This window comes from Salipiger marinus, assembly GCF_900100085.1.
GTDB classification, from domain to species: Bacteria; Pseudomonadota; Alphaproteobacteria; order Rhodobacterales; family Rhodobacteraceae; genus Salipiger; species Salipiger marinus.
Genome location: NZ_FNEJ01000012.1, coordinates 1 through 16,815, shown reverse-complemented (window position 1 = coordinate 16,815; position 16,815 = coordinate 1). Strand labels below are relative to the sequence as shown.

Sequence of the window (16,815 nt, the reverse complement as noted above, 5' to 3'; positions counted from 1 at the left end):
CCGATCCAAGGCAGGACGTGCCCCGGCGCGGACCGCGCCGGGGAGATTCAGCGGCCTGCGGGTCAGTTCAGGCCCGCGACAACCTCGGCGCGCCGGGCCATCCATGCCTCGGCGAACTCGTCCTCGGACAGCCCGTCATTCTGCGGCTTGAACTCCTCCCATGCGGCCAGCAGCGCGTCCATGCGCTCGGTCCGCTTGGCGTTCCATGCGTCATCCTCTTCGGTCCAGATGCCCTTTTCCTTGAGGTAGCGGATGGCGCCGTCATGGAAGGGCACGTCGATCGCGGGCCTGCCGGAAATGTCGAGCGACCAGCGCGACATGGTGGCAGTGCCGTCCTTGTAAAGGTCATAGCTTTCGTCGAGCGCCTTGATGAAGGCATAGACCTCGTCCGCCGTCTGCTCGGTCGTGGTGGTGATCACCGGGTAGCGGTAGGCGGCCATCTTGGCGATCTCGCCCTCGGCCAGACCGGCGGCCACATCCTCGTCGGAGGGCCCCATGATCGGCAGCACCTTCAGCAGGCCCTCCCAGCCCGCCGCGTTCTCCGCCTCCAGCGGGGCGTAATGGATGCCGCGCGGGCTTTCCGCCAGTTCGTAAAGCTGGCTGGTGGTCGGCGTGGTGCAGGTGGCATCGGACTCGTTGCGGGTCATGGACGACATCGCCGCCGCATAGGTCGGGAAGGTGATGACCTCGACATCGTCAAGCGTCAGCCCGCCAAAGGCGAGGATCGCCTCGCATTTCACGTTCACCGACGGGTTGCCCGCCACAAAGGCGATGCGCTTGCCACGGGCATCGGCCACCGTGTCGATCCCGGCATCCCCCGCCGCGATCAGCGTGATCCCCGCCGGACGACCGGCCACGGCGCGCAGCGCGCGCGGGCCCCAGTCGGGCGTCGCGAAATCGAACGCACCTTCGGAGACGAAGAACGCCTCCGTCGCAAGGAAGGCGTAATCGGCCCGCCCCTGCAGCAGCGGCTGCAGGCGGCCGATGCCGCTGCCCGAAGGCTGGATCCGCACGCGGGTGCCGAATTCCTTGCCAAAGGCGTCGGCGATGGCCGAGGCTTCGGCATATCCGGCCGATCCCACGTCATAGGATGTCCAGACCATCGTATCGGGCAGATCCTGTGCCGCCGCGCCAAAGGCACTCAGTGCCATCAGGCCGCCCGCAGCGGCCCCAAGTTTGAATCCGGTTTTCATGCTTTCCTCCCTGTGCATCCGAAAACGTGGGCGGGTCACTCCTCCTGTGACCTGCCTCCCGGGGATGCGCGTGGCATGCCTTGCGGGATTTACGTCTTCCTCCGGGTTCAAGCTTGGCGAACTGGCAGCCATGATTCAAATGCATTATACATATATCAGAGATACCCATGAGGCATGAATGGATTTCCGTCAGCTGCGCAACTTCATCCAGGTGGTCGAGCTGAGCAGCATCACCGCCGCCGCCGAACGCCTGAACATCGCCCAGCCCGCCCTCAGCCGTCAGGTCAAGGCGCTGGAGGATGAACTGAACGTGTCGCTGCTGCGCCGCCACGGGCGCGGCGTCATGCCCACCGAAGAAGGCATCCGGCTGGCCCGGCGCGCCAAGGCCATCCTCGAAGAGGTGGAGGACATGGCGGGCGACATCTCCGGCAACAGCGCGCCGCTGTCGGGCACGGTGACGCTGGGCCTGCCGCCCACGGTGGCCGAGATTCTGGCGACCCACATGATCGAACGCACCATGACGCGGTTTCCGGACGTGAAGCTGCGCGTCATCTCGGGGTTCAGCGGCCATGTGCAGGACTGGCTGCTGCGCGGCAAGATCGATCTGGGCGTGGCCTATGAGGGGCAGAAATCCCCGTCGATCCGGGCGCAACCCATTATCATCGAACAGCTTTTCCTGATCCAGTCGGCACAGACCGAAGGCGGGCGCGACGGCGTGCCCATCCCGGTGCGCGACGCGCTTGGCAAACCGCTGATCCTGCCCAACCCCGAACACGGCCTGCGCGGACGGGTCGAGGCGATCTCGCAGGAAGAGCAGATTGCGCTCGACGTGGTGCTGGAAATCGACATCCTGTCGACCATGCTTGCCTTTGTCGAACGCGGGCTTGGCAGCACCATCCTGCCGCTGGTGAGCGTGATCGATCACGTGCGCGACGGGCGGCTGATCGCGCGGCCCATCGTGCAGCGCACCATCGACCGGACGCTGGTGCTGATGACGCCGCTCAACCGGCCCGGATCCCGGCTGGCCAGCAGCTTTGCGGAATTCCTGACCGCAGAGGTGCATGCGATGGTGGCCACCGGGCAGTGGCCCGGAACGACGCTCTGACACGGGCATCATGCCCCTCCGGCATGCCGGAGAGGTCAGCCATGCCCGGCATGGCAGGTCAGATCAGGCCGCCCGCCATCAGGCCCGCCAGAAACAGCAGCCAGACCAGCAGGATGGCAAGGCAGTAGGGGCCGTTCCAGACCAGCCCGATCCGGGCGGTGCTGCGCCCCATGATCGCGGCGGCGACCACCAGCGTCGTGATGAAGGGCGAAAGACCGATCACCGCCGTCCAGCCGCCGGTGATCGCCAGCGCGATCGCGGTATTGCTCAGCCCCGGCATCGCCAGCTGTGCGGCAATCGCGCCAAAGACCGACGCCGTCACGATCGGGTTCACGCCGCAGAGCGCCAGCACCACCGTCAGCAGGCAGAGCCCCAGCGCCAGCACGATGGGGCCCAGCCCCAGCCCAAGGATCGCCGCCCGCAGATCCTCTGTCGGCAGCAGCGCCAGCAGCAGCACCGGCAGGAAGCCCGCAGCGGCAAACACCCCCACCTCGGCCCCCAGATCGGAAAGCCGCGCCCATGTTGCGCGCGCGGCGGCACCCAGCCCGGCCCGGGCCCGCCCCATGCCGCGCCGCCCGGCGGAGGCGGCCCAAAGCAGCGCATAGACCGGCACGGCGCAGATCAGTCCCTGCTGGAAACTCAGCGGCGTCAGCGCATGGGCCGCAAAGACGGCGGCGCCCAAGGCCAGCACATGGGCCACCAGCGCCGCAGCCCCGCGCCAGCTGCCCGGCGGCGGGCTTGGGCGCGGCAGGCCAAGCCGCCGGAACCGGCGCCCGTCGCGCCGGTCGAAGCCCCAGCCGATGGCGACAAAGACAAAGGACATGGCAAGGCCAGCGGGGCCAAAATCCATGTAGGATGCGCCCGGCAGCGCGATCAGGATCGCATTGGTGGCAAAGCCGAAGGGCGACCAGAGCGAGATCATCGAAAACCCCCGCACCACCGCAAGCGTCATGCGCCGCAGCCGCGCCTCGACCGCCTCTTCGGGCAGACGCGCCGCCGTCTCGGCGGTCATCGACCGCTTGGCAAGGTCGAGCAGCAGCGCGAGCCCGCCGAAATTGATCAGCACGCCAAAAAGATGCCCGCCGAAGGTCATCGCAAGGTAGCGGCGTGAGGCGGGCTGACTGGTGACATAGGCCCCCGCCTGCAGCACCTCGGGGGCGATGGCCGCTGCCGACCGCAGCGTGCCCAGCATCGCGATAAGCGCGGCAAGAAAGATCATCCGGTCGGCGGCCTGCCAGAGCACCCCGGCGGGAACGCCCCGCCAGAGCGCCAGCGCCAGAACCGCCAGCGACAGCAGCAGCGGCACCCATGTGCCGGTGCGGAACTGCCGCCACGCCAGCAGCAGGAACAGCACCAGCGCGCCCGCCGCCAGTGCGGTAAGCGCGCGCGAGTCGATGAAGATCAGCAGCAGCGCCGCCACCATGACCACCGTCATGGCGATCCGGCGCAGGGTCACGGGCAGCGGCGCGGGGGCCGCCGCCGGTCCGGGGGACAGCGGCCCCCGGAGGCTCAGCATCCCCGGAAGCGCGGCGGTCTTTTCTCGGCAAAGGCCGCCCGCCCTTCCGCCGCATCCGCACTGTTGAGCAGCAGGGGCTGCAGCGTCTGCTCGTATTCAAGCGCCTCGGCAAGATCGCGCGCGAACCAGTCAAGGATGAACTGCCGGGGCAGCGCCGCGCCCTCCGCCTCGGCCAGCGCAAGGGCAGAGGCGGCGCGCAGCGCCTCGCCCGGTTCCGCAAGCTCGTCGACGATCCCCAGCGCCTCGGCCTCGGGCGCGCCCACCACGCGGTTGGTCAGGATAAGCCGCCGCGCCCGCGCGGGCCCGATCCGGGCGGGCAGCGTGCTCAGCAGCCCCATGTCGGGCATCAGCGCGATCTTGGTGAAGCTCGCGACGAACCGCGCCTCGCGCGAGGCGACGATGGTCGGACAGGCCAGCGCCAGCGCAAAGCCGCCGCCCGCCGCCCAGCCCTCGACCGCGGCGACCAGCGGCTTCGGAAAGCGCGCCATGCGGGTGATCACGTCGCTGATCACCGCGAACCGTTCGCGATGCGCGCCAAGGCTGCGTTCGCCCTGATCGCGGATGTCGCCCCCGCCGGAAAAATGCCCGCCCGCGCCGGTGATGACCACGGCGCGCACCGCATCGTCCGCCGCCGCCCCGGACAGCGCCGCCGACAGCGCCTGCCGTGCCTTATGGCCGACCGGGTTGCGCCGATCCGGTTCGTTCAGCGTAAGGACAAGCAGCCCGTCCTCGCCCCTCTGCGTCTCGATGCTCATGCCGTCTCCCTCTGCCTGAATAGCCCGTTGCCGATGGCGATCTTGTCGCGCTCCAGCACCCGCGTGCGGAACGAGCCGTCCTGCCAGATCTCCGTCCGCAGCGTCTCGCCGGGATAGACGACGGCGGTGAACCGCCCGTCCATCGCGCCGAATCGGTCCGCGTCGTAATCGCACAGCACCGCAAGCAGCGCATGGGCGGCACAGCCGAAGCTGCAGAGCCCGTGCAGGATCGGACGGTCGAACCCGGCCTTGGCCGCCACACGCGGATCCAGATGCAGCGGGTTCGGATCGGCATTCCAGCGGTATTGCAGCGCCTGCTCGGGCCGGGTCGGCGTGTCGAACACATGATCGGGCGCGGTGTCGGGCAGCGGGTGCGGCGGTTTCACCGGCCCGTCCGGCCCGCCAAAGCCGCCATCGCCGCGCAGGAAGGTGGTGCCACGGCAGGTCGCCAGCAGCGTGCCGGTCTCCGCCTCGCGGATCTGCTTTTCCGAATACAGCAGCGCGCCGCGTCCTTCGCCCTTGTCGACAAGGCCGGTCACGCGGGTCTTGGCGATCACCGTGCCCTCGGGGGGCAGGGTCTGGTGCAGCGTCATGCCCTGTTCGCCATGCACCAGCCGAAGCGCGTCGACCCCGGTCTCCGGACGGCCCAGCCAGAACCCGGGATGGCCAAGGATGTTGACCATGGCGGGCATGGCGCGCCGGTCCTCGGCCAGCGCCCCGACATAGGCCAGCTGCCGCAGATCCATCGGATCCTGCCCCATGCCGATGCTCAGCGCATACTGCGCGGCCTGCGCCGGGCCATAGCTCTGCCGGACCTCGGGAATGTCGAAGGCCCTCAGGTGGTCATAGTCAATGGCCATGCGCCGCCTCCTCCTGCCCGTCGAGTTCGATCACGGCGTCAAGCGCAAAGGCCCCCTGCCCTTCGGGCATCGCCAGCACCGGGTTGAGGTCGATCGACACCAGCCGCGCGCCCGCCCCCGCCGCAAACACCGACAGGCGCGACAGCATCTGCGCCAGCGCATCGATATCCGCCGGGGGCTGCCCGCGCGCGCCCTGCAGGATCGCGGCGGCGCGGATCGACAGGATCATCTCCCGCGCGGTTTCCGGCCCGAAGGGACAGGCGCGCAGCGCCACATCGTTGAGCAGTTCGACAAAGATGCCGCCAAGCCCGAACACGGCGACCGGCCCGAAGGTCGGATCGCGGCTGATCCCCATCAGGCATTCCACCCCGCCCGACAGCTGCTTGGCCACCAGCACGCCGGTCACCACGGCGCCGGGCGCATGGGTGGCCGCCGCCGACAGGATCTCGGCATGGGCGGCGCGCACCGCCTCGGCGCTGCCGATGTTGAGCTTGACCGCCCCGATATCGGATTTGTGCAGGATGTCCGGCGACAGGATCTTCATCACCACCGGAAAGCCAAAGGACTCCGCCGCCGCCACGGCGTCTTCCGCGCTCTGCACCGCGCGTTCGGGGGCGGCGGCGATCCCGGCCCCGGCAAGCAGCGCCTTGGCCTGCGCCTCGTCCGGCGGGCCCTCGGGCAGCGCGACCGGCACCACCTCCGGCAGGGCGGGCCCCGGTCCGCGCGCCTGCGCGGCGCCAAGCCGCAGGATCGCGTCCAGCGCCCGCACCGCGCGGCAGGGATCGTTGAAGACCAGAATGCCCGCATCGTCATAGCGCTGCAGCACCTCGCGCTCTCCCAAGGCGCAGAAGGCGATGATCCGGTCGGGATAGGCCGCGCGCAACGGCGCCATCGCCTCCAGGATCACGTCAGACATGGCCCGGCTGCCCGCGACATAGGTCAGGAAACACAGCACCGCCCCGTAGCCGCCCTCTTCCAGCCCGCTGCGGGTGAAGAGGTCCAGCAGCGAGGGATCGTTCAGCGCCTGCGCGGTGCAGTCGAGCGGATTGACCGGCGAGGCATAGGGCAGCGCCGCCTTCAGCACCGCCTGCGCCGCCTCTGGCATCGCGGGCATCGGCAGGCCGACCCGTTCCGCCTCGTCGCTGGCCACGATGCCCGCGCCGCCGCTGACCGTGACGACCCCCAGCGAATGCCGCGCCGGAAACACCTTCTTGGAGGCGGCATAGGCGATGTCCATCATCGTCTCGGGGTCGCGCAGGACGATCGCGCCATGATCGGACAGCACCGCATCCGCAACCACCGCATCCCCGGTCAGCGAGGCGGTGTGCGAGGCCGCCGCACGGGCGCCGACCGCCGAGCGGCCGGACTTGAGCGCCAGCACCGGCTTGCCCGCCGCGCGCGCCGCGTCCAGCGCCGCCAGCAGCGCGGGGGCGTCATTGATCGCCTCCATATAGGTGCAGATCACGTCGGTGCTGTCGCTTTCGGCCATCCAGCGGATCGCGTCGGCCACGGTGATGTCGGCCTCGTTGCCGGTGGTGATGAGCACCGAACAGCCCAGCCCCTGATCCCGCGCCAGCGCGCCAAGATGCGCGCCAAAGGCCCCGGACTGGCTGGCGATGCCGATATTGCCCGGGCGCGGCATCCCGGTATCGAGCGAGGAGGAAAAGGTGCCGTAATAGCCGATCCCGACATTGTAGACACCCAGCGTGTTCGGCCCGAGCAGGCGCATGCCGTGGTGCCGCGCCCGGGCGACCAGCGCGCGCTGCGCCGCCTCGCCCTCTGCCCCGGTCTCGGCGAAGCCTGCCGAAAACAGCGTTGCCGCCTTGCAGCCCCTGCGGCCAAGCGCCTCGATCGTTTCGGGCACCAGCTTCGCGGGCACCGCGATCAGCGCGGCATCGGGCGTTTCGGGCAGGTCGTCGACGCTGGCGTAACAGGGCAGGCCCTGCACCCTGTCGCGTTTGGGATTGACCGGCAGGATGCGGCCCGCGAAGCCTGCGCGCAGCATCGCCGCGATGGGGCGCCCGCCGATCCGGGTGACATCGTCCGACGCCCCGATCACCGCCACGGAGCGCGGGGCGATCAGCCCGTCGATATGGGAAAGATCGCTCATAGCGCCGCCTCCGATCCAAGAATGGCCGTGCACTGGCTGGACAGCGTGCCACCATTGCCGTGACAGAGCGCAAGGCTGCAGTCCGCGATCTGCCGCGCCCCCGCCACGCCGCGGATCTGCGCCACCGCCTCGGCGATGAGGAAAAGCCCGTACATGCCCGGATGCACGCAGGACAGCCCGCCGCCATTGGTGTTGACCGCCAGGTCGCCGCCGGGGGCGATGCGCCCGTCCGCAACGAAGCGCCCGCCCTCTCCCTTGGGGCAGAAGCCCAGATCCTCCAGAAAGAGGATCGTGTTGATGGTGAAGGCGTCATAGACCATCACCAGATCCAGATCCGCCTGCCGCACCCCGGCCATGTCCATGGCGCGGGGGCCGCTTTCGGCGGCGGCGGTGGTGGTCAGATCCGGCATCGCCACGATGGAACGGTGGTGGTTCGCCGCCCCCGCGCCAAGGAAATAGACCGGCTTGCCCGGCAGATCCTTCGCCCGATCCGCCCGCACCAGCACGCAGGCCGCAGCCCCATCGGTCACAAGACAGCAGTCGGCCTTGGTCAGCGGGTCAGAGATCATCCGCGCCGACAGGATGTCGTCCCGTGTCAGCGGGCCGCGCGCAAAAGCCTCGGGGTTGAGATTGGCCCAGTCCCGCGCCGCCAGCGCCACATCGGCCAGATGGTCGCGCGTGGTGCCGTATTCGGCCATGTGCCGGCTGGTCGCCAGCGCATAGGCGGTGATCGGATGGCGCGGCCTGTAGGGGGTTTCGTGCCATTGCGGTTCGCTCATCGACACGAGCCGCCCGCCTGCGGTGCGCTGGTTCGACCCGTAGCAGACCAGCGCCGCATCGCAGAGCCCGGCATCCAGCGCCAGCGTCGCCTGCAGCAGATGCATCTCGAAGCTCGAGCCGCCGACATTGGTGCCGTCGAAGAACTTCGGCTTCAGGCCAAGATATTCCACGACGCTCATCGTGGGGAAGGCATGGCTGCTTGTCGCGGCGAAGACGCCGTCGATGTCCTGCATCTTCAGCCCGGCCTCGGCCACCGCCGCCACGGCAGCCTGCCCCAGAAGTTCCATCGCCGAAAAGCCGGGCGCCTCGCCGACACCCGCCGTTGCCATGCCGACGATGGCGGATTTGCCCCGCAGGGTCCGGTCGCTCATGCCGCGCCCTCCTCGATCAGGTCAAAGACCACGCGCGGGCCGTCCTCGGTGGTCTCGATCCGCGCCTTCACCCGGGCGCCGATGCTCGCGGTCTCCACCGCCGGAAGCGCCGACATCAGGCGCACGCCCTCATCCAGATCCACCAGCGCCACGTTCCACGACCCGCCGCGCGACCGGTTCACCGTGATGGCATAGACCGTGCCGGTGCCCTTCGCCTCGACCCAGCGCAGATCGGTCGCCCCCGAAGGCGCCAGCACGCGCGGCCAGAACACGTATTCGCCGGTGCTGTCGGCGCGCTGGATCATGAACCGCCCCGCTGCAAGATAGGCCTCATAGGTGGCCTGCGGCCCGGCCTTGCCTGTCGTGATCTCCGTCATCGCTCCTCCCCTTTCGCGCTTTTTTCAGTCTTTCCAGCCCAGATACAGGTGGGTCTGGCTGGTCACGCCAACGACCTTGCCGTCGCCGCGCGTCATGGTGACCTGCAGCACCGAGGTTGCCCGGCCCACATGGACCGGCACGCAGCGCGCGGTCACCGTGTCGCCCAGCTTGACCGGGCGGATGAAATTGGTCTTTGCCTCGACCGTGGTGTTGGAGATCTCTGCCGGGCTGCAGATGAAGGACGCGGTCCCCGCCGCAGTATCCGACAGCGTCATCAGCGCGCCGCCATGCAGCACCCCGTTGCGGTTCGACATGTCCTCGGTCACCGTCATCGTGCAGACCACCTCCTCCGGCGTGCAGCGGAGGATCTCGATCCCCAGAAGGATCGAGAACTTCGACTGCGGCGGCATGTCGGCAAGGCTGCGCGGCCTTTGCGCCGCCATCGCTCAGGCGGCCCGCTGCGCCAGCGTGCGCCGGGCGATGACCAGCTGCTGGATCTGGCTGGTGCCTTCGTAGATGCGCAGCAGGCGGATGTCGCGGTAAAGCCGTTCGATATCGTAGTCGGCCATATAGCCCGCGCCGCCATGGATCTGCAGCGCGCGGTCGGCGATGCGGCCCGCCGCCTCGGTGCAGAAATACTTGGTGCAGGCCGCCTCGATGATCGCCTTGCCCTCGCGGTCGAAGGTGTCGGCGCTGGCCCGGACCAGCGCGCGCGCCGCGTGCAGTTCTGCCTGACAGTCCGCCAGCATCCCCTGCACCAGCTGATGCTCGCCGATGGGCTTGCCGAACTGCCTGCGCTCCAGCGCGTAATCGGTGGCAATGTCGAGCATGCGCTGGCTCTGCCCCACGGCCATCGCGCCCACATGGATGCGCCCGCGGTCAAGCACCTTCATCGCGGTGCGGAACCCCTGATGGAGCCGGTCCGGCCCGCCAAGGATGGCGCTGTCCGGCACGCGCACATCGTCAAAGATCACGTCAGAGGTTTTGGTGCCGCGCTGGCCCAGCTTGCGGTCGGGCTTGGCCACCGTGATGCCCGGCGTGTCCGCCGGCACGATGAAGGCCGACACGCCATCGGCGCCGTCCTTTTCGGGATCGGTGCGGGCAAACACCGTGAAGACCCCGGCGCGCACCGCGTTGGTGATGTAGCGCTTGGTGCCGTTGATCACGAAATCGCCGCCATCGCGCCGCGCCGAGGTGCGGATGCCGCCCGCATCAGACCCGTTGTCGGGTTCGGTCAGCGCGAAGGAGGCGATGACATCGCCGCTGGCCACGCCGGGCAGCCAGCGTTCCTTCTGCGCCTGCGTGCCGTCCATCACGATGCCCTGCGAGCCGATGCCGACATTGGTGCCGATCAGCGAGCGGAAGGTCAGCGAGGCATAACACAGCGTCTCGATCAGCCGCGCCTCCTGCGGCACGTTGAGCCCGATGCCGCCAAATTCCTCGGGCGTGGACAGGCCGAACAGGCCCATCTCCTTCATCTCCGCCACGATCTCTTCGGGGATGGCGTCCTCTTCCTCGACGCGGCGCTCCGCCGGGATCAGCCGCTCGCGGGCGAATCTCTCCACGCTGTCCACAAGCTGTTCAAATACATCACGATCCACACCTGCCGGCATCGTTCCTTCCTCCCTCGGCACAATTCCGTTCTGGCCTTGATCTAGCAAGATCATTCTGTATAGTAAATGCAATTCTACATGAGGAATGGAATGGTCGACGATACCGGACAGAAACTCGTCCCCGCGGTGCAGAACGCCATGAGCATCCTGCGTCTGGTCGCCGCGCAGGGCCGCCCCATGGGTGCCACCCAGATCGCGCGGGAAACCGGGCTGAACGTCTCCTCCGCCTTCAACATCCTCAGGACGCTGAGCCATGAAGGGCTGCTGAGCTTCGACCCCGCGGCCAAGACCTACCGCATGGGCATGGGGCTGCTGGAATTTGCGGTGCCGCTGCTGGGGGCCAACCCGGCTGACGTGATCCGCCCGGCGCTGACCGCCATCGCGCAGGACCATCAGACCATGATCGCGCTCTGGCAGATCACCCCGACCGACCGCATCGTGCTGACCGACCGCTTCACCGCGCCCAACATCCTGCACGCGGTGCTGGCCCAGAACAGCCGCCTGCCGGTATTTTCCGGCGCGATCGGGCGCTGCTACGCCGCCACCAAGGGCCTGACCGAGGCCCAGACCCGCAAGGGTTTCGCCACCGTGCGCTGGCAGGACGCGCCGAGTTTCGAAAGCTACTGGGCCGATGTGCTGAAGGCGCGCGACACCCGCACCGCCTGCGACCGCAGCCAGCTGTTCCGCGGGCTCGACATCGTCGCGTCGCTGGCGCGCGACGCAGGCGGCGTGCCCCGGCTGGGCATGAGCAGCATCACCATCGCGGGGCAGCAGACCGATGAAAGCCTTGCCGCCATCGCCACAGCCCTTGCCGGGGCCGCAGCCCAGATCGAACGCTGCCTGTTCGGCCGCCCCGCAGACCCTGACACCTAAGGTTCAAGACAAGACGGAGGAGACATGTCTGAAATGAAACCCCTAGACGGGAAGGTCATGCTGGTGACCGGCGCGGGCGGCGGCATCGGTCGCGCCATCGCGATGGAGGCGGCGAAAGCCGGGGCGGCGGTGGTGGTCAATGACATCGGCGCCTCGCTGGACGGCCAGCGCTCCTCCAGCGCCGCCGCGCAGGACACGGTCGCCGAGATCACCAGGGCGGGCGGGCGCGCCGTCGCCAATGGCGATGACGTCACCGACCCCGCCGGGGCGCAGGCGATGGTGCGGCAGGCGACCGACGCCTTCGGTCGGCTGGATGTGGTGGTGAACAACGCGGGCATCCTGCGCGACAGCTTCTTCCACAAGATGACCTATGAAAATTTCGACGCGGTGGTGAAGGTCCATCTTTATGGCACGTTCAACGTAAGCCGCGCCGCTGCCGACGTGATGCGCGATCAGGGATCGGGCAGCCTGATCCACATGACCTCGACCTCCGGCCTGATCGGCAACCTTGCGCAGGCCAATTACTCTGCCGCCAAGCTGGGGATCACCGCCCTGTCGAAATCGCTGGCACTTGACCTGCAGCGCTGGAACATCCGCTCCAACTGCATCGCGCCCTTCGCATGGAGCCGCATGACCTCCTCGATCAAGGTCGACAGCCCCGAACAGGAAGAGCGGGTGAACCGCATGAAGGAGATGTCGCCGGAAAAGATCGCGCCCGTCGCGCTGTATCTTGCCTCGGACGCGGGCGCCGACACCACCGGGCAGGTCTTTGCCGTGCGCAACAACGAGATTTTCCTCATCTCGCAGCCGCGCCCGGTCCGCTCGGTGCAGCGCAGCGAGGGCTGGTCGCTCGACAGCGTCGCGAGCCATGCCATCCCGGCGCTGCGCGCAAGCTACGTGCCGCTTGACGTCTCGGCGGACGTATTCTGCTGGGATCCGGTCTGACCCCGGGGCCTGCACCACTCCAGCCGCGCAGGGGCGGCCCGGCTCTGGTCGGGCCGCCTTTTCCGTGCCGCCCCGCGCGCCGCGCCATTCATGCATTTTCGGCATTTCAGCAAGTCCATTCAGATATTTGATTTATGGCTTGCCGGGGTGGATGATCGGGAAAACACGGGGGGAACCCCATGTCCCGAGACCCGGAGGAGGCACAGGTGTACGACCAGATCAGCGACGACCATCAGGACATCCGCGACGCGGTGCGCGCGCTCTGCGCCAGTTTTCCCGACGAATATCACCGCCGGATCGACGCGGCCCGCGGCTATCCCGAAGAGTTCGTCGATGCCCTGACCAAGGCCGGATGGATGGCCGCGCTGATCCCCGAAGACTATGGCGGCTCGGGGCTCGGGCTCACCGAGGCGGCGGTCATCATGGAAGAGATCAACCGCGCCGGCGGCAATTCCGGCGCCTGCCACGGGCAGATGTACAACATGACCACGCTGGTGCGGCACGGATCCGAGGAGCAGCGCCAGCGCATCCTGCCCAAGCTTGCCAGCGGCGAGCTGCGCCTGCAGTCCATGGGCGTGACCGAACCCACCACCGGCACCGACACCACCCAGCTCAAGACCACCGCCGTGCGGAAGGGCGACCGCTATGTGATCAACGGCCAGAAGGTCTGGATCAGCCGCGTGCAGCATTCGGATCTGATGATCCTGCTCGCCCGGACCACGCCGCTGTCGGAGGTGAAGAAGAAATCCGAAGGCCTGTCGATCTTCCTTGTCGACATCAGGCAGGCGATGGCCTCCGGCATGGAGGTGCGCCCGATCCCCAACATGGTCAACCACGAGACCAACGAGCTGTTCTTCGACAATCTCGAGATTCCGGTGGAAAACCTGATCGGCGAAGAGGGCAAGGGCTTCAAATATATCCTCACCGGGCTCAATGCCGAACGCGCGCTGATCGCGGCGGAATGTATCGGGGACGGCTACTGGTTCACCGACCGCGTGGTGCGCTATGTCTCTGAACGGCAGGTCTTTGGCCGCGCCATCGGCCAGAACCAGGGCGTGCAGTTCCCCATCGCCGAGGCCTATATCGAGATCGAGGCCGCCAATCTCATGCGCCAGAAAGCCTGCCGCCTGTATGACGCGGGCCAGCCCTGCGGCGCCGAGGCGAACATGGCCAAATATCTCGCCGCCAAGGCCAGCTGGGAGGCGGCGAATGCCTGCATCCAGTTCCATGGCGGCTTCGGCTTCGCCTGCGAATATGACATCGAACGCAAGTTCCGGGAAACGCGGCTCTATCAGGTGGCGCCGATCTCCACCAACCTCATCCTTTCCTACATCGCCGAACATGTGCTCGGCCTGCCCCGGAGCTTCTGATGCGGCCCCTCGAAGGGATCAGGGTCGTCGCCATCGAACAGGCGGTGGCGGCGCCGTTCTGCACCTCGCGCCTTGCCGATGCCGGGGCCGAGGTGATCAAGATCGAACGCCCCGAAGGCGATTTCGCGCGCGGCTATGACGATGTGGCCAAGGGCCAGTCGAGCTATTTCGTCTGGCTCAACCGGGGCAAGCAGTCGCGCACGCTCGACCTCGCCTCCGCCTCCGGGCAGGAGGATCTGGCGCAGCTTCTCGCCAGCGCCGACGTGCTGGTGCAGAACCTCAAGCGCGGGGCGCTGGCCCGGCTTGGCTTTGGCGCCGACCGGCTGGCGCGCGACTTCCCGCAGCTGATCACCTGCGCGATCTCGGGCTATGGCGAAGGCGGGCCGATGGCCGACCGCAAGGCCTATGACCTGCTGGTGCAGGCGGAATCCGGGCTCTGCTCCATCACCGGCGGCCCGTCGGAACCCGCCCGCGTCGGCATTTCGCTGGTCGACATCGCCACCGGCGCCACCGCGCAGTCGGCCATCCTCGAAGCGCTGATCCGGCGCGGCAGGACCGGTCAGGGCGCCAGCATCGCGATTTCCATGTTCGACGTGATGGCCGACTGGCTGACCGTGCCGCTGCTCAACCACGAGGGCGGCAAAAGCCCGAAACGGGCCGGGCTCGCGCATCCCTCCATCGCCCCCTATGGCGTCTTCACTGCGAAGGACGGCGCGCAGGTTCTGCTGTCGGTGCAAAGCGACCGGGAATGGCGCAAGCTCTGCGCGCTGTTTCTGGGCGATGCGGATCTGGCCGACGATCCGCGCTTCTGCAGCAACGTGCTGCGGGTGGAACACCGGGCCGAAACCGATGCGCTGGTCGCGGCGGCCTTTGCCCGCCGCAGCGGCGCCGAGGCGGTGGAGACGCTGCTGCGCGCCGATGTCGCGCTGGCCCTCGTCAATGACATGGCGGGGCTTGCCGCCCACCCGCATCTGCGGCGCATCACGGTCGACACCCCGAACGGCCCCGTCTCCTATCCCGCGCCCGCCCCGGTCTGGGACGACGCGCCCCGCGCCTATGGCGCCGTTCCTGCCCTGAACCCGCTGGAGAGCTGACCATGCCCGCCACACCGGATTTCGATCTTGACCATCTGCGCGGCTGGATCGGCCGCGAAGAGCATGCCTCCGAACCGCTGACGCCCAATCTGGTCGCGCGGCTTTACGCCACGCTCGACCGCGAGGGCCCCACCGGGGAGGGTGCCGAGGCGCCGCTGCTGGTCCATCACTGCCTGTGCCAGCCGACCGCCCCCACCGCCGCACTTGGCCCGGACGGGCATCCGCAGCGCGGCGGCTTCCTGCCGCCGGTGCCGCTGCCCCGGCGCATGTGGGCGGGCGGCGCCTTCACCTTCCGCACCGCCCCCCGGATCGGCGAAACCGTGACCCGGCGCTCGGTGGTGGAGGATGTGACGCTGAAACAGGGCCGGTCGGGGCGGCTCTGTTTCGTGACGGTGACCCATCATTTCCGCAGCGGCGGGCGCGACATGCTGACCGAACGGCAGGACATCGTCTATCGCGACGAACCCCCGGCGGGGACGGCACCCGCCGCGCCGCCGCCGCCTGCTCCGGCGGGCGCACAGCAGCGCCGCATCGACACCGCGCCCGCGCGGCTGTTCCGCTACTCCGCGCTGACCTTCAACAGCCACCGCATCCATTACGATGCGCCCTATACCACCGCCGAAGAAGGCTATCCCGGCCTTGTGGTGCACGGGCCGCTGCAGGCGATGCTGCTGGTGCACTATGCCGCCGACCTGCGCGGCGCCGCCCCGGCCCGGTTCCGCTTCCGCAGCCTGTCGCCGGTCTTTGGCGGCGCGACGCTGCTGCTCAACGCCCGCGCGTCCGGGGATGCGCTGGATCTCTGGACCGCCTGCCCCGAGGGTCCGGTGGCGATGGAGGCGCGGGCGGAATGGTGAGCCTTGATCTGATCCGCGCCCCGCTTTTTGTGCCCGCCAACCGGCCCGAACGCTTCGCCAAGGCCGCCGCGAGCGAGGCCGATGCGGTGATCCTCGATCTGGAGGATGCCGTGGCCCCCGAGGCGAAGGAGGCCGCGCGCCGCGCCCTGCGCTGCGATTTCACCACAAAACCCGTGCTGGTGCGGATCAATGCCAGCGGCACGCCATGGCACGAGGCCGATCTTGCGGCGGTCAGCGCGCTGCCGGTCGCCGGGATCGTGCTGCCGAAGGCCGAAGATGCGGCGGTGGTGGACGCGCTCTGCCGCCAGCTTGGCGCGCGGGTGCCGGTGCTGGCCCTAATCGAGACCGCCCGCGGCCTTGCCGAAGCGCGGCGCCTTGCGGCGCTGCCCGGCGTGGCGCGGCTGATCTTCGGCTCCATCGATTTCTGCGCCGATCTGGGCTGCGCGCATGAGCGCGACATCCTGCTGCCCGCGCGCAGCGAGCTGGTGCTTGCCTCGCGCCTTGCGGGCAGGCCCGGCCCGGTCGATGGCGTCACCGCCCGGCTCGACGATCCCGACGAGACGCGGGGCGATGCCGAACATGCGCGCGCGCTTGGCATGACCGGAAAGCTCTGCATCCACCCGCGGCAGGTGCCGGAGGTGCTGCGGGGCTTTGCGCCCACCGACCGCGAAATCGACTGGGCGCGGCGGGTGCTGGCCTCCGGCGAAGGCGCGGTCGCGCTGGACGGCGCGATGATCGACGACCCGGTGCGGCTGCGGGCGCGGCATATCCTCGCCACGGCCCGGCCCGCCTGACCCCACGCCAAGGGCCCGCAGCGGACTGCAACAGGAAAGACGCATTGATCCCATGAAACTGCTCGTCCCCGTAAAAAGAGTGATCGATTACAACGTGAAGGTCCGGGTCAAATCGGACGGGAGCGGTGTCGATCTCGCCAACGTCAAGATGTCGATGAACCCGTTTGACGAGATCGCCGTCGAAGAAGCCATCCGGCTGAAAGA

16 protein-coding genes and 1 pseudogene are annotated in these 16,815 nt (G+C 68.5%); 8 read left to right on the top strand and 9 right to left on the bottom strand.

Translation table 11 applies throughout. The features are described from left to right. Window positions 1-62 precede the first annotated feature (62 nt). Complete coding sequence (locus BLR51_RS14535; RefSeq protein ID WP_089848468.1) at window positions 63-1,193, bottom strand: TAXI family TRAP transporter solute-binding subunit; 1,131 nt, start codon at window positions 1,191-1,193, stop codon at window positions 63-65. 178 nt (window positions 1,194-1,371) lie between these two features. Between BLR51_RS14535 and BLR51_RS14530 the strand changes: the two genes are divergently transcribed. Then, a complete protein-coding gene (locus BLR51_RS14530) occupies window positions 1,372-2,298 on the top strand; it encodes a LysR family transcriptional regulator (protein WP_089848216.1) in 927 nt (308 codons plus the stop codon). Window positions 2,299-2,356: 58 nt separating this feature from the next. Here BLR51_RS14530 and BLR51_RS14525 read toward each other — a convergent pair whose 3' ends face one another. From BLR51_RS14525 to BLR51_RS14490, 8 genes are read right to left on the bottom strand one after another with little or no spacing between them, the layout of a single operon-like run. Next, window positions 2,357-3,814, bottom strand: coding sequence for a hypothetical protein (locus tag BLR51_RS14525; RefSeq protein WP_089848211.1), 1,458 nt, complete (start codon window positions 3,812-3,814; stop codon window positions 2,357-2,359). Continuing rightward, window positions 3,808-4,569, bottom strand: a complete 762-nt coding sequence (locus BLR51_RS14520; protein WP_089848209.1) for an enoyl-CoA hydratase/isomerase family protein — start codon at window positions 4,567-4,569, stop codon at window positions 3,808-3,810. Before BLR51_RS14520 ends, BLR51_RS14525 begins: the two co-directional genes overlap by 7 nt. Then, window positions 4,566-5,429 carry a MaoC family dehydratase gene (locus tag BLR51_RS14515; protein WP_089848207.1) on the bottom strand — a complete coding sequence of 288 codons (864 nt, stop codon included), beginning with the start codon at window positions 5,427-5,429 and terminating at the stop codon, window positions 4,566-4,568. The genes BLR51_RS14520 and BLR51_RS14515 overlap by 4 nt, the downstream gene beginning before the upstream one ends. Continuing rightward, entirely contained in the window at window positions 5,419-7,539 is a 2,121-nt protein-coding gene (locus BLR51_RS14510) for an acetate--CoA ligase family protein (RefSeq protein WP_089848205.1), read from the bottom strand. The genes BLR51_RS14515 and BLR51_RS14510 overlap by 11 nt, the downstream gene beginning before the upstream one ends. Further along, window positions 7,536-8,690, bottom strand: coding sequence for a thiolase family protein (locus BLR51_RS14505; protein WP_089848203.1), 1,155 nt, complete (start codon window positions 8,688-8,690; stop codon window positions 7,536-7,538). The genes BLR51_RS14510 and BLR51_RS14505 overlap by 4 nt, the downstream gene beginning before the upstream one ends. Then, on the bottom strand, window positions 8,687-9,067 hold the full coding sequence (locus BLR51_RS14500; protein ID WP_089848201.1) for a Zn-ribbon domain-containing OB-fold protein: 381 nt from the start codon (window positions 9,065-9,067) through the stop codon (window positions 8,687-8,689). The genes BLR51_RS14505 and BLR51_RS14500 overlap by 4 nt, the downstream gene beginning before the upstream one ends. Before the next feature lie 24 nt (window positions 9,068-9,091). After that, the gene (locus BLR51_RS14495; protein WP_089848199.1) at window positions 9,092-9,511 is read right to left on the bottom strand and encodes a PaaI family thioesterase; all 420 of its coding nucleotides are present in this window, start codon (window positions 9,509-9,511) and stop codon (window positions 9,092-9,094) included. Between the two features lie 3 nt (window positions 9,512-9,514). Then, window positions 9,515-10,669 (bottom strand): acyl-CoA dehydrogenase family protein, encoded by a 1,155-nt coding sequence (locus BLR51_RS14490; protein WP_311135841.1) that lies wholly within the window; start codon window positions 10,667-10,669, stop codon window positions 9,515-9,517. A gap of 102 nt (window positions 10,670-10,771) precedes the next feature. Here BLR51_RS14490 and BLR51_RS14485 point away from each other — a divergent pair, with 102 nt between their 5' ends. The 7 genes and pseudogenes from BLR51_RS14485 to BLR51_RS14455 form a co-directional block, all read left to right on the top strand. Next, complete coding sequence (locus BLR51_RS14485; RefSeq protein WP_165616827.1) at window positions 10,772-11,554, top strand: IclR family transcriptional regulator; 783 nt, start codon at window positions 10,772-10,774, stop codon at window positions 11,552-11,554. A gap of 24 nt (window positions 11,555-11,578) precedes the next feature. Beyond that, complete coding sequence (locus BLR51_RS14480; protein ID WP_089848193.1) at window positions 11,579-12,499, top strand: SDR family NAD(P)-dependent oxidoreductase; 921 nt, start codon at window positions 11,579-11,581, stop codon at window positions 12,497-12,499. A 179-nt stretch (window positions 12,500-12,678) separates the two neighbouring features. After that, window positions 12,679-13,869 (top strand): acyl-CoA dehydrogenase family protein, encoded by a 1,191-nt coding sequence (locus BLR51_RS14475; protein WP_089848191.1) that lies wholly within the window; start codon window positions 12,679-12,681, stop codon window positions 13,867-13,869. Next, window positions 13,869-14,963, top strand: a complete 1,095-nt coding sequence (locus tag BLR51_RS14470) for a CaiB/BaiF CoA transferase family protein (protein WP_089848189.1) — start codon at window positions 13,869-13,871, stop codon at window positions 14,961-14,963. Before BLR51_RS14475 ends, BLR51_RS14470 begins: the two co-directional genes overlap by 1 nt. Before the next feature lie 2 nt (window positions 14,964-14,965). Continuing rightward, window positions 14,966-15,817 (top strand): HTD2 family dehydratase, encoded by an 852-nt coding sequence (locus tag BLR51_RS14465; protein ID WP_089848187.1) that lies wholly within the window; start codon window positions 14,966-14,968, stop codon window positions 15,815-15,817. After that, a complete protein-coding gene (locus BLR51_RS14460) occupies window positions 15,811-16,611 on the top strand; it encodes an HpcH/HpaI aldolase/citrate lyase family protein (RefSeq protein WP_089848185.1) in 801 nt (266 codons plus the stop codon). Before BLR51_RS14465 ends, BLR51_RS14460 begins: the two co-directional genes overlap by 7 nt. Window positions 16,612-16,663: 52 nt before the next feature. After that, window positions 16,664-16,815 (top strand): annotated as a pseudogene (locus BLR51_RS14455) (electron transfer flavoprotein subunit beta/FixA family protein); the annotation flags it as partial.

Bases quoted from the DNA above. Each gene is read 5' to 3' on its own strand.
- BLR51_RS14535 (WP_089848468.1), bottom strand. From the start codon at position 1,193: ATGAAAACCGGATTCAAACTTGGGGCCGCTGCGGGCGGCCTGATGGCA.
- BLR51_RS14530 (WP_089848216.1), top strand. From the start codon at position 1,372: ATGGATTTCCGTCAGCTGCGCAACTTCATCCAGGTGGTCGAGCTGAGC.
- BLR51_RS14525 (WP_089848211.1), bottom strand. From the start codon at position 3,814: ATGCTGAGCCTCCGGGGGCCGCTGTCCCCCGGACCGGCGGCGGCCCCC.
- BLR51_RS14520 (WP_089848209.1), bottom strand. From the start codon at position 4,569: ATGAGCATCGAGACGCAGAGGGGCGAGGACGGGCTGCTTGTCCTTACG.
- BLR51_RS14515 (WP_089848207.1), bottom strand. From the start codon at position 5,429: ATGGCCATTGACTATGACCACCTGAGGGCCTTCGACATTCCCGAGGTC.
- BLR51_RS14510 (WP_089848205.1), bottom strand. From the start codon at position 7,539: ATGAGCGATCTTTCCCATATCGACGGGCTGATCGCCCCGCGCTCCGTG.
- BLR51_RS14505 (WP_089848203.1), bottom strand. From the start codon at position 8,690: ATGAGCGACCGGACCCTGCGGGGCAAATCCGCCATCGTCGGCATGGCA.
- BLR51_RS14500 (WP_089848201.1), bottom strand. From the start codon at position 9,067: ATGACGGAGATCACGACAGGCAAGGCCGGGCCGCAGGCCACCTATGAG.
- BLR51_RS14495 (WP_089848199.1), bottom strand. From the start codon at position 9,511: ATGGCGGCGCAAAGGCCGCGCAGCCTTGCCGACATGCCGCCGCAGTCG.
- BLR51_RS14485 (WP_165616827.1), top strand. From the start codon at position 10,772: ATGGTCGACGATACCGGACAGAAACTCGTCCCCGCGGTGCAGAACGCC.
- BLR51_RS14480 (WP_089848193.1), top strand. From the start codon at position 11,579: ATGTCTGAAATGAAACCCCTAGACGGGAAGGTCATGCTGGTGACCGGC.
- BLR51_RS14475 (WP_089848191.1), top strand. From the start codon at position 12,679: ATGTCCCGAGACCCGGAGGAGGCACAGGTGTACGACCAGATCAGCGAC.
- BLR51_RS14470 (WP_089848189.1), top strand. From the start codon at position 13,869: ATGCGGCCCCTCGAAGGGATCAGGGTCGTCGCCATCGAACAGGCGGTG.
- BLR51_RS14465 (WP_089848187.1), top strand. From the start codon at position 14,966: ATGCCCGCCACACCGGATTTCGATCTTGACCATCTGCGCGGCTGGATC.
- BLR51_RS14460 (WP_089848185.1), top strand. From the start codon at position 15,811: ATGGTGAGCCTTGATCTGATCCGCGCCCCGCTTTTTGTGCCCGCCAAC.